Source organism: Vibrio sp. E14, assembly GCF_020515785.1.
GTDB lineage: Bacteria > Pseudomonadota > Gammaproteobacteria > Enterobacterales > Vibrionaceae > Vibrio > Vibrio diabolicus.
The window spans coordinates 55509-66500 of record NZ_JAHPJI010000013.1; the positions used below are offsets into that span (position 1 = coordinate 55509).

Here is a 10992-nt window from a genome sequence, read left to right on the forward strand (position 1 = left end):
GTCAAAGGTTTGTTGACGATTAAATACCATCTCCATGGATAAAGCTTTGTGATTTACCATTAAAGCCTTGATCCATATCGAGAGAAGGTTTGTCCGTTTTTGGACGACCGACGATTTTCGCAGGAACCCCCGCCACAGTTGTGTGTGGTGGCACTGCTTGCAATACCACAGAGCAAGAGCCGATTTTCGCGCCTTCGCCGACTTCGATATTGCCAAGAATTTTTGCACCTGCACCAATCATCACACCTTCACGGATTTTCGGGTGACGATCGCCGCACTCTTTACCCGTACCGCCTAAGGTAACGTCTTGTAGAATTGAGACGTCATTATCGATAACCGCAGTTTCACCGATGACGATCCCCGTTGCGTGGTCGAGCATGATGCCGCTACCAATGCGTGCTGCCGGGTGAATGTCTACCTGACACGCAACCGAAATTTGGTTTTGCAGGTAGGTTGCCAGTGCATGGCGCCCTTGTTTCCATAGCCAGTTTGCCACGCGGTAGCCTTGCAGAGCGTGGTAGCCCTTTAAGTACAGCAGCGGCATAGAGTACATCGAAACTGCAGGGTCGCGATTAACCGTGGCACAAATGTCACAAGCGGCACAATCGGTAATGGTTGGGTCGGCAGAGAACGCTTCTTCTACCACTTCACGTACTGCCATTGCTGGCATCGATGCCGTGTTTAACTTGTTTGCCAAAATGTAGCTGAGCGCGGCACAGAAACTTTCATGCTTGATGATGGTGGCATGGTAAAAGCTGGCCAGCATTGGCTCTTGCTCTGACATTTCGCGGGCTTCTGAGACAATTCTGTTCCAGACTTTTTGTTTTTCGCAGTGTTTCATTCTCAATATCCTGAGTGGTTCTTCCGTGACCCGACAACTTCTATTCTTCTCAGATGAGGTGCGAAGGGGCGTAGAGTGCTACTTTCCTTCGGCTTTTTTGTCACGAGCAAGTAAATCTTGCGCTGCCAGGTGTGCATCCTTCCCTTGATACAATACTTGATAAATTTGATCAACAATTGGCATCTCAACACCCATGCGTTGAGAGAGCATCCATACTTCTTTCGTGTTGCGGTAGCCTTCTACGACTTGGCCAATTTCTTCTTGTGCCGTGTCGACGTCTTTACCTTGACCTAGCGCTAAACCAAAGCGGCGGTTGCGTGATTGGTTGTCGGTACACGTTAGGACAAGGTCGCCCAAACCAGCCATACCCATGAAGGTTTCTGGTTTTGCACCAAGCGCAGCACCAAGACGGCTCATTTCGGCCAAACCACGAGTAATCAATGCAGTACGCGCGTTGGCTCCAAAACCGATGCCGTCAGACATACCCGCACCAATTGCGATAACGTTTTTCACCGCACCGCCCAATTGCATCCCGATAAAGTCACTATTGGCGTACACGCGGAAGGTTTTGCTGCAGTGGATTTTTTCTTGTAGGTCAGCGACAAATTCAGCATCTGGAGAAGCAACTGAAATTGCAGTAGGCATGCCCATCGCGAGCTCTTTGGCGAACGTTGGGCCAGACAATACAGCCAGTGAGTAGTTTTCACCGATAATGTCATAAGCGACGTCTTTCAGCAGACGACCCGTTTCTGGCTCAAGACCTTTGGTTGCCCAGCAGATACGAGAGTCTTCACGTAAGAAAGGCTTACAGCTGTTCAGTACGATGCCAAAAACATGGCTTGGAACCACAACCAATAAATCTCGGCTTGCTTGTACGGCTTTTTCTAAATCCGATTCAATGATCAAGCTTTCAGGGAAATCAACACCAGGTAAGAAAGCGTGGTTCGCGCGATCCGCTTCTAAACGTGCCATGTGCTCAGGCTCGTGTCCCCAAAGGACTACGTTCGCGCCGTTACGAGCGAGTGAGATCGCCAGAGAGGTACCGTATGAACCTGCGCCAATCACCGTCATTGCGATGTCTTTACCGTAAGCATTGTTTGTATTTGCTTGTGTCATGCTACCGCCTAATTGTCTTTCTACTAGTAGAATCTAGTTCCTAATCGTCAAATTTTACGCCTTCTGGCGATTAGGAACTAGGAACTTTTGTCAGAAATAAAAAATGCACATTGCATCGGATGGTAGACGCTCTGTGCATTTTATTAGAGTCGGTGACGTCAGCACTCAGGCTATTCGTCACTTACAAAACGTGAATTACGCTTCAGCTTCGCCTTGTTGAGCTTGCTGTTGTAGGTAGTTCATGAATAGCGCGTCGAAGTTAACTGGCGCTAGGTTCAGTTGAGGGAACGTACCTTTAACCACTAGGCTTGAGATAGTTTCACGAGCGTATGGGAATAGGATGTTCGGGCAGAATGCGCCTAGGCAATGTGCAAGTTGGCCTGCTTCCATTTGCTCAGCAGTGAAGATACCACCTTGTTGAACTTCACATAGGAACGCTGTCTCTTCTTCGTTCTTCACAGTAACGGTTAGACGTAGAACAACTTCGTAAACGCCTTCACCAAGCTCACGGCTTTGAGTGTCTAGGTCTAGTTTAACGTCTGGGTTCCACTCTTTTTGGAAGATTACTGGAGAGTTTGGCGCTTCGAAAGAAACGTCTTTTAGGAAGATGCGTTGAATTGCGAAGTTTTGTTGTGCTTCTTGAGGTGCTGCTTCAGCCATTTTTTAATCCTTAAATAAATATTTGTAGAGCCTAGAAACGTCTAAACTCAGAAAACTGGTATGTCCCGAGACTAACTGAGCCAATCTACCTTGACTAGATGAAGCGTGTATTACGTGCAAAGCGTCACAACTTAATGCTTCAACTGCTTTCAATTTGCTCAGTTTATTATCCACGAAGCTTGGCAAAAACACGCTTGGTGCGTACCTTGTCTTTTGCCTCTGCCACGTTATCGAAGCTGCCGGGTATTACTTTTTACCACGTACTAAAGGCAGGTTCGCTTCGTTCCATGCAATCAAGCCGTTCTTCAGTAGGCTTACTTTTTCAAAGCCTGCTTTTACTAATAGGTTCGCGCTTTCTTGAGCGTTTTGCCCTGTTTTGCATACCACAATGATTGGGTCTGATTTGTGGTTTTCAAGGCTACCAAAGTTACCCGCTTTGATATCTGACGGTAAAATGTGAAGTGAGTCGGTGATATGACCTTTTTTGAACTCGTCCTTTGTGCGGATATCCACTACAACGCCGTTTTCACGGTTCATAAGATGAGTCAGTTGGTTTACGTTGATTTCTTTGTATGCGGCCGTCGCTGACTTCACGATGTTCATGATAAAGGCGACAAGAAGACCTACCCAAACCAAAGATAGAATCATGTTCTGTTGGAAAAATTCAATGTACTCTTGCATGTCTTGAGCTCTTACGCTGTTGGCGGAAAAATAAAGCAGGAGTATAGCGGGGTTAAGCCTCTTAGGCGAGAGGGTTAAAATTTTCTAACGAATAATTGAGATCTCTATAAACCCTTTATGTTATTGCCATCCGTGCCTTAGGCTATGGTAGCTTGATTGTTTTTGCCTATTGGATTTATCGACTTAAGTGACTTTTGTTTTACCGAAAAAAGCGAACAATAGGAACTAACCAATCTTGTTCGATCATGCGTTAAATAAGCGCTGTTTCAGGTGCAAAAACAAGAATCAGAAGCGTAAGAAAACCGAACCTAGACTGGGGTGTACAAAGCGTATTAGGAATGACTATGCTTGTGGAACACGTTTGTCGGCACTGACTCGTTGTTCGCTTAACTTGTAAGATAGCAACAATAAATCGCAAACATTATTTGATCTTAACCTACAGTTTTGGTTAAAAAGTGTAGTAAAATTACGCTAGTTTTGTTTCAAGGTTAGATAGGGCAGCGAGGCCCTACGCCAAAAGTTACTTAAATTTGATGAGGTCATCACTATGTCAGCTAAGAAGCCACTGGCTCTAGTTATCCTTGACGGTTACGGTTACCGTGAAGACACAGCAAGTAACGCAATTGCGAATGCGAAAACACCAGTAATGGATGCTCTGATTGCGAATAACCCACACACTCTAATCTCTGCTTCAGGCATGGATGTTGGCCTTCCTGATGGTCAAATGGGTAACTCAGAAGTTGGTCACACTAACATTGGCGCAGGTCGCGTTGTATACCAAGATCTAACTCGTATCACTAAATCGATCGCTGACGGTGAGTTCGCTGAAACACCAGCGCTTGTTGAAGCAGTTGATGCTGCTGTTAAAGCAGAGAAAGCGGTACACATCATGGGTCTGATGTCTCCAGGTGGCGTACACTCTCATGAAGACCATATCTACGCAGCGGTTGAAATGGCAGCGGCTCGTGGCGCTGAGAAAATCTACCTACACTGTTTCCTAGACGGTCGTGACACGCCACCACGTAGTGCAGAAAACTCGCTACAACGTTTCCAAGATCTATTCGCGAAACTAGGTAAAGGTCGTGTTGCTTCTCTAGTAGGTCGCTACTACGCTATGGACCGTGACAACAATTGGGATCGCGTTCAAGTTGCTTACGATCTTCTGACTCAAGCGAAAGCTGAGTTCACAGCAGAAACCGCCGTTGCTGGTCTAGAAGCCGCTTACGCTCGTGAAGAGAACGATGAATTCGTGAAAGCGACAGCCATCAAAGCGGAAGGCGAAGAAGACGCAATGATGCAAGACGGTGATGCGGTTATCTTCATGAACTACCGTGCTGACCGTGCTCGTCAAATCACTCGCGCATTCGTACCTGACTTTGATGGCTTTGAGCGTGCGGTATTCCCGGCAGTTAACTTCGTTATGTTGACTCAATACGCGGCAGATATCCCTCTAGCAATCGCATTCCCACCAGCGTCTCTAGAAAACACGTACGGTGAGTGGCTGTCTAAGCAAGGTCAAACTCAGCTACGTATCTCTGAAACAGAGAAATATGCGCACGTAACGTTTTTCTTCAACGGCGGTGTTGAAAACGAATTTGAAGGCGAAGAGCGCCAGCTTGTTGCTTCTCCAAAAGTAGCCACTTACGACCTTCAGCCAGAAATGAGCTCCCCTGAGCTTACAGAGAAACTGGTTGCGGCTATCAAGTCTGGTAAGTTCGACACTATCATCTGTAACTACCCGAACGCAGATATGGTTGGTCACACTGGCGTTTACGAAGCAGCTGAGAAAGCAATCGAAGCGCTAGATGAAAGTGTTGGCAAAGTAGTTGAAGCAATCAAAGAAGTTGGCGGTCAGCTATTGATCACTGCGGACCACGGTAACGCAGAAATGATGGTTGACCCAGAAACGGGTGGTACTCACACAGCGCACACTAACCTACCGGTTCCTCTTATTTACGTAGGTGATAAAGCGGTTGAGTTCAAAGAAGGCGGCAAACTGTCTGACCTTGCACCAACCATGCTTTCTCTAGCGGGTCTAGATATCCCAGCAGAAATGACGGGTGAAGTGCTAGTTAAATAATTAACTGACAACTCAGAATGACAAAAGCCCGAGTTTAAACTCGGGCTTTTTTGTATCTGGCAACAAGGGCTGGTCTGTAAGGTTATTGAACCAAAATGCCCGCACCAATCACAGCTAGGGCTGCGCCCAACCATGCAAATCGGTTTGGTCGGCGTTTAGTGTAAATCCAGAGTAGCGGTAGCAACATAATTGGCGTGGTTGAAGATAGCAGTGCAACCATACCTACATTCCCTTCTTGCAGTGCGTATAAGATCAGCGTCATGCCGACGGCCATCGCCAAGAAACCGTTAAGCGCAGTAATACCAAATACTCGCCAAGTAATGTGTTGTGTCGAGCGAGCGACTTTGACCCCTAGAACTAACAACATGCTGTGGGCGAAAAATGCACTGATCATTCGAATAGCAGAAGCCGCAACGGGGTCAATGCTGGTTTGCATTACTGGCTTGGCGATGATGCCGCCCAATGCTTGGCACATTGCTGCGGTTAAGCCAAGTCCAATACCCACCCAGATGTTACCTTTAATGTCTTCCAAGACGTTATTCACTTGGCCTCTTCGGCCAAAGAATATCGCCATCACCACGCCGCTAAATACCAATGATGCGCCCAGTAGTTCTATTGTGGTCATGACTTCGCTAAATAAGAAGTAGCCCAAAATGGCCGAGAATACCGCATGGCAGGAAAACAGTAGTCCGGCTTGTCTTGGTCCCATACGATTCAAGCACGCAAACAGAGCGGTATCACCGATGAAAATTCCAATCAGACCCGACGCCATCATTGGCGTTACATGTTCCCAAGAAACCGTTAACCAGCCGCCAGTTATCCAGGCCATTGTTGATAAGATAACGGCCGTACAGCCCATGCGCCAGCGGCTGTAAGAAAATGCGCCTAGGTGTTGTGCAGGAATGACAGAAATAAGGCTAGAAACTGCCCACAGAAAAGCGGCGCATAAAGCAAGCCATTCGTAACCCATGATGTGTCGACGTCCTTGTAGATTTGAGGAGTCTTAATATGCACGAAATTTAATGGATGTAAAAGCTGCTCTGCGAGGGCAATAGTTGGCGAACAGCTCCATGACAGCAAGCTCTGTCACGGAGCTTTTCGATTAAAACATCACCAGAACTGCGCCATACACGATAAATAGACCAATCAAACCAAGAATCAGCCCCACTTTCGCCATGTCTTTGCTCTCGATTAGGCCTGTTGAATAAGCCAAAGAGTTTGGTGGCGTGGAAACCGGTAAGATCATGCCAAGTGATGCGGAGAATGCGACGACAACCAGTAAACCTTGTAGGCCACCAACCGCAATAAGGCTTGGCATGGATGTACCAATAGCGGCAGCAATAGGCATTAATAAGTTTGCCGTTGCGGTATTAGACATAAAGTTCGCCATTAACCAACATACGACCGATAGGGCAAAGACAACGGCAAATGGTGATAGTAAGCTGTAATCAATGGCGTGTGCCAATGCTTCGGCTAAGCCTGTTTTGTCTAAGGCAATACCAATTGCGATACCACCGGCAACCAGCCATAAAACATCCCAGTTAATCAGCTTGAGTTCTTCTTTTCCCATAATGCCCGTTAAGGTGAAGACCGCAAGCGGGATAATCGCAACAACATACGTGTTCATGCCGTGCACTTTCGTTGTCATCCAAAGCACAATGGTTAGTGCAAAAGTGATGTAGACGACGATCGCGCGCCAGCTCTTTTTGAACGTACCATCCAGCTTTAGTTTCATTTCTGGTTCGCTGGACGGAAACAGCTTCTGCAACAAAAACCAAGCAACAGTGAGTTGTATCAGCACAAATGGTAGGCCCATTGTCATCCAAGATAAGAAGTCTATGGCGTTTTCTCCGGTGAGGTATTGGAGCGCTATTGCGTTAGGTGGCGTACCTATCGGAGTTGCAATGCCGCCAGTATTCGCGGCAATTGGAATGCACAGCACCAGCGCTTTAATCCCTAAATCCCCTTTAGGTGCAGAAGCGACGATTGGACCAAGCAGCGCCAACATCATGACCGTCGTGGCAGTGTTGGACATGAACATTGAAAAAACGGCGGTAATGAGCATCAAACCCAGCATGATGAACTTAGGTTGTGTGCCGAATGGTTTTAGTAGCACTCGGGCGAGATTGTTGTCGAGTTCGTATTTGGAAGCCGCGATGGCGAGGGCAAACCCACCCATAAAAAGAATAATGATCGGTGAAGAGAAGGCAGAGAAAATATCGGTGTAAGCAATTAACTCTCCTAAATCATGCCCCGCTGGTGGATTGCGAAATAGATGCAAACCTTTATCCGATATCATGATCAGTTCAAGAGCGATAATAAGAATGGACGTAGCAAAAACGGGGACCGGCTCAAGAACCCAAAGTAGGGCAGCAAGCAGAAAAATAGCCAACAGGCGATGCTGAATTAAAGTGAGATCATCAATAGGAATAGCATCAATCGGCATCATCAAAACACCGAGCGGAATTAAAAAGCATACCAGCAATTTCGCCAGCGTGTTTACACTCATCTTTGGCATTGGCTGCCCCTCTAAATATTCATCCTAAACGCAGGATAATTGATTGTGGAATGAAGGTCTTAGAGGCAGGTATGAGTTTGAGAAATAGAGGCTAAATTTTGAACGGAATTTTGCTTTTTATCAATAAAAAGAGCCCTTGAGAAAGGGCTCTTTTAACGGGGTTTTGTTTATTTTTTCAAGGCGTAAGGTGTGCCCATTACGGTTGGCTTACCGTTTTCCATGCTTGCGTCAAACTCAATCGCGTCTTTGGCAAACAGGTTAATAACAGTAGAGCCCAGTTTGAAGCGGCCCATCTCTTCGCCTTTTTTCAAGATCACGGCCTTGTCACCCTCAGCTGGGTAATCCCATTTGTAGACAGTATTGCCACGAGGCGGAGTGATCGTGCCAGCCCATACTTGCTCAATGCTACCTACGATGGTTGCGCCAACAAGCACTTGTGCCATAGGACCAAACTCAGTGTCAAAGATACACACCACACGCTCGTTACGTGCGAATAGATTTGGAACGTTTTCTGCCGTAAGTGGGTTTACCGAGAACAGGTCACCAGGCACGTAAATCATTTGGCGCAGTGTGCCGTCACACGGCATGTGTACACGATGGTAATCGCGCGGAGACAGGTACAGCGTGGCAAAAGATCCATCTTTAAATTCGTTTGCTAAATTCGCGTCACCGCCCAGCAGTTCTTGCGCTGAGAAGTGATGACCTTTTGCTTGGATAAGTTGACCATCTTCAATAGGGCCAAATTGGCTAACACAAGCGTCGGCTGGGTGAGTGATGACGTTTTCGCCTTCAGAAATTGGGCGTGCGCCCTCTTTTAGCTCACGAACGAAAAACTCGTTGAACGTTTTAAAATGCTTAGGATCTGAGTGCTTCGCCTCATCCATGTTCACATTGTATTGTTTGATAAACCAACGAATAACTGCTGTTGTTAGACCGCCAGCTTTTGCTGAAGCCAGTTTGCCCATTAGGCGAGTGAGGCCGTGTTGTGGGATCCAGTACTGCAGTCCAACTTTAAACTTGTCCATCTTTAATTCCGATACTTCTGTTAGATTCGCGCTTTAGGGCGCGTGATGTTACTGAAATTTAATTTGCTTGTCAGTATTAGGTGAAGACTTTTTACACAGTTACAGTCTTAACTTAATTACAGATCGGCTTTCTTATTGCGTGAATACTGACGGTTTGCTTTGTTTTCAACCATGCTTTCCAAAATGCGATGGTAGTTTTCAAAGCGAGTTTCGTTGATTTCCCCTTTCTCAACAGCTTCACGTAGAAGGCAGCCAGGGTCGTCATTGTGCTTACAATCTCTGAACTTACAACCGCCTAAGTATGGTCGGAATTCAACGAATGCTTTCGTTACTTCTTCTGCTTCCAAATGCCAAAGCCCAAATTCACGCACTCCAGGCGAGTCGATCAAGTCGCCACCCGTCGGAATATGATACAAGCGCGCTGCTGTCGTGGTGTGTTGGCCTAAACCTGAGTTCTCGGAAACTTCGCCTTCTTCCACTTCGCTCTCTAGTTCCGGCATTAACGCGTTGACTAAGCTGGATTTCCCTACGCCTGATTGACCAACAAAGATATTAATTCGGTCACGCAGCAGAGTTTCTAGTTCAGCAATGCCTTCTCCAGATTTCTTGCTGACCAGAAGCACTTTATAGCCAATACGTTCATATTCTTTGAGCCATTCTTCATACATTGCACGATCATCGGCTTCTAGAAGATCGACTTTGTTTAAGACCAGCAATGGTGCGATATTCAGTGTTTCTGATGCTACGAGGTAGCGGTCAATAATATTCAGTGATAGCTCGGGCAGTACCGAGGAGACAATGACCATTTGATCTATATTGGCAGCTACGGGCTTTAGGCCATCGTAGTAATCTGGACGAGTGAGCACTGAAGAACGAGGTTCTACCGCTTCAACAACGCCAGAAATGCCAGCCATAGACTCCAAGCCTTCGCGCCATAAAACTCGATCGCCAGATACTAAAGATTCGATACCACGGCGAAGGTTACAGCGTTGAATCTCGCCTGTTTCAAGGTCTTCAATATCCGCGTGCTGGCCAAAACGAGTGATCACTAGACCTTGTTTGCTTGCGCCTAGCATGTTTTCATCCCACAGGATGGACTCTTCTTGCTTTTTTAAACGCTTTTGTTGGTTGCTGCGTACGCGTCGCACTTGACCTTTGGTTAACTTTTTCTTCTTTGCCACAATTCTGTACTTTATGTGAATTTACTCAAATGGTTGAGCCGTGATCTTGGCTCTGAGTGAGTATCGTGTTTCCCGTATTTTGAGGTATAGTACCTCTTTTATCGATAAACAAATAGGCGGCGTAACCATGTCCTTTAGCGATCAAAACCTAATTTGGGTTGATTTAGAGATGACAGGGCTTGATCCTGAAACGCACAAAATCATTGAAATTGCTTCTATTGTCACGGATAGCGAGCTAAATATTTTGGCTGAAGGTCCAGTATTAGCGATTCATCAGCCGGAAGAAGAGCTAGCGAAAATGGACGATTGGTGCACCAATACGCATACGGCAAGCGGCTTGGTGGAACGCGTTCGCAACAGTAAAATCTCAGAACAAGATGCGGTCGCACAAACCATTGAATTCTTAGAAAAATGGGTGCCGAAAGGGGCGTCGCCAATATGTGGTAACAGCATTGGGCAAGATCGTCGCTTCTTGTACAAACACATGCCGGAATTAGAAGAGTTCTTTCATTACCGATATGTTGACGTCAGCACTCTTAAAGAATTGGCGCGTCGTTGGCAACCTGAAGTATTAAATGGGTTCACAAAACAGGGAACACATTTGGCCTTGGACGACATTCGCGAGTCGATTGCAGAACTTAAGTACTATCGTGGTACTATTTTCAAGATTTAACTGTTAAGGTTGCGATCCAAATTGTTGTAATTTATATCGCTTTTGATTGCTTTTTCATCGTTCAGTAAAAAAATAAAGTTTTTTTGAAGGAAGGACTTGCATCACAAAAAAATGCTCTTATAATTCGCAGCCCTAAACAGCGGAAACGTTGTTGATGCGACACTAGCTCAGTTGGTAGAGCGCAACCTTGCCAAGGTTGAGGTCACGAGTTCGAACC

At 46.3% G+C, this 10992-nt stretch carries 10 protein-coding genes; 2 read left to right on the forward strand and 8 right to left on the reverse strand.

What is annotated here, in order from left to right; translation table 11 throughout:
- Positions 1-19: 19 nt before the first annotated feature.
- The 4 genes from cysE to LIX84_RS21690 all read right to left on the reverse strand — a co-directional run bounded on the left by cysE (position 20) and on the right by LIX84_RS21690 (position 3298).
- Positions 20-841 (reverse strand): serine O-acetyltransferase, encoded by an 822-nt coding sequence (gene cysE / locus LIX84_RS21675; RefSeq protein WP_005395410.1) that lies wholly within the window; start codon positions 839-841, stop codon positions 20-22.
- 78 nt (positions 842-919) lie between these two features.
- Complete coding sequence (gene gpsA / locus LIX84_RS21680; RefSeq protein ID WP_226422151.1) at positions 920-1957, reverse strand: NAD(P)H-dependent glycerol-3-phosphate dehydrogenase; 1038 nt, start codon at positions 1955-1957, stop codon at positions 920-922.
- A 195-nt stretch (positions 1958-2152) separates the two neighbouring features.
- On the reverse strand, positions 2153-2617 hold the full coding sequence (secB, locus tag LIX84_RS21685; RefSeq protein ID WP_005395400.1) for a protein-export chaperone SecB: 465 nt from the start codon (positions 2615-2617) through the stop codon (positions 2153-2155).
- A 246-nt stretch (positions 2618-2863) separates the two neighbouring features.
- On the reverse strand, positions 2864-3298 hold the full coding sequence (locus LIX84_RS21690) for a rhodanese-like domain-containing protein (protein WP_005395399.1): 435 nt from the start codon (positions 3296-3298) through the stop codon (positions 2864-2866).
- 547 nt (positions 3299-3845) lie between these two features.
- On the opposite strand from LIX84_RS21690, the gene gpmM reads away from it, so the two are divergent.
- Entirely contained in the window at positions 3846-5378 is a 1533-nt protein-coding gene (gene gpmM, locus LIX84_RS21695) for a 2,3-bisphosphoglycerate-independent phosphoglycerate mutase (RefSeq protein ID WP_226422152.1), read from the forward strand.
- Between the two features lie 82 nt (positions 5379-5460).
- Here the strand turns inward: gpmM and LIX84_RS21700 are convergent, their stop codons facing one another.
- The 4 genes from LIX84_RS21700 to rsgA all read right to left on the reverse strand — a co-directional run bounded on the left by LIX84_RS21700 (position 5461) and on the right by rsgA (position 10102).
- Complete coding sequence (locus LIX84_RS21700) at positions 5461-6348, reverse strand: DMT family transporter (RefSeq protein WP_005381469.1); 888 nt, start codon at positions 6346-6348, stop codon at positions 5461-5463.
- Between the two features lie 132 nt (positions 6349-6480).
- Positions 6481-7896 carry an SLC13 family permease gene (locus LIX84_RS21705; protein WP_005395396.1) on the reverse strand — a complete coding sequence of 472 codons (1416 nt, stop codon included), beginning with the start codon at positions 7894-7896 and terminating at the stop codon, positions 6481-6483.
- Positions 7897-8063: 167 nt separating this feature from the next.
- Complete coding sequence (gene asd / locus LIX84_RS21710; protein WP_005395389.1) at positions 8064-8921, reverse strand: archaetidylserine decarboxylase; 858 nt, start codon at positions 8919-8921, stop codon at positions 8064-8066.
- Positions 8922-9037: 116 nt separating this feature from the next.
- On the reverse strand, positions 9038-10102 hold the full coding sequence (gene rsgA / locus LIX84_RS21715) for a small ribosomal subunit biogenesis GTPase RsgA (RefSeq protein WP_145533604.1): 1065 nt from the start codon (positions 10100-10102) through the stop codon (positions 9038-9040).
- Positions 10103-10229: 127 nt separating this feature from the next.
- Between rsgA and orn the strand changes: the two genes are divergently transcribed.
- Positions 10230-10775 (forward strand): oligoribonuclease, encoded by a 546-nt coding sequence (orn, locus tag LIX84_RS21720; protein ID WP_005395387.1) that lies wholly within the window; start codon positions 10230-10232, stop codon positions 10773-10775.
- Positions 10776-10992 lie beyond the last annotated feature (217 nt).

Excerpts from the sequence above, each read along its gene's own strand:
- cysE (WP_005395410.1), bottom strand. The coding sequence starts at position 841 with ATGAAACACTGCGAAAAACAAAAAGTCTGGAACAGAATTGTCTCAGAA.
- gpsA (WP_226422151.1), bottom strand. The coding sequence starts at position 1,957 with ATGACACAAGCAAATACAAACAATGCTTACGGTAAAGACATCGCAATG.
- secB (WP_005395400.1), bottom strand. The coding sequence starts at position 2,617 with ATGGCTGAAGCAGCACCTCAAGAAGCACAACAAAACTTCGCAATTCAA.
- LIX84_RS21690 (WP_005395399.1), bottom strand. The coding sequence starts at position 3,298 with ATGCAAGAGTACATTGAATTTTTCCAACAGAACATGATTCTATCTTTG.
- gpmM (WP_226422152.1), top strand. The coding sequence starts at position 3,846 with ATGTCAGCTAAGAAGCCACTGGCTCTAGTTATCCTTGACGGTTACGGT.
- LIX84_RS21700 (WP_005381469.1), bottom strand. The coding sequence starts at position 6,348 with ATGGGTTACGAATGGCTTGCTTTATGCGCCGCTTTTCTGTGGGCAGTT.
- LIX84_RS21705 (WP_005395396.1), bottom strand. The coding sequence starts at position 7,896 with ATGCCAAAGATGAGTGTAAACACGCTGGCGAAATTGCTGGTATGCTTT.
- asd (WP_005395389.1), bottom strand. The coding sequence starts at position 8,921 with ATGGACAAGTTTAAAGTTGGACTGCAGTACTGGATCCCACAACACGGC.
- orn (WP_005395387.1), top strand. The coding sequence starts at position 10,230 with ATGTCCTTTAGCGATCAAAACCTAATTTGGGTTGATTTAGAGATGACA.